1 pseudogene is annotated in these 249 nt (G+C 51.4%); it reads left to right on the top strand.

Annotated elements, in window-relative coordinates:
- Positions 1 to 109: 109 nt before the first annotated feature.
- A pseudogene (locus tag Q5762_RS40240) lies at positions 110 to 249 on the top strand (PAS domain S-box protein); the annotation flags it as partial.

Genomic DNA, 249 nt, shown 5'->3' on the forward strand with positions numbered 1-249 from the left:
TTTGGAAAGTATTTTCATAAATATTTTCGCCATGAAAAAAGCAGCGCCCGGCGCTGCTACTGGGTAGATGTCGTTCTAACGAGCCGTCGGATGGCTCAGGTACAGCACGGTCATGATGGCCCTGAAGGATTTGAACGGGCGCTATACCTTTGCCAACCCACGCTTTCTGGAATTGTTCGGGCTGACCCAGGAGCAGTTGATTGGTCGCAATGTTTGCGAGCTTTTCCCGAATACCTACGCGGGCTTGGT

The organism is Streptomyces sp. P9(2023) (assembly GCF_032436795.1).
Lineage (GTDB): Bacteria > Actinomycetota > Actinomycetes > Streptomycetales > Streptomycetaceae > Streptomyces.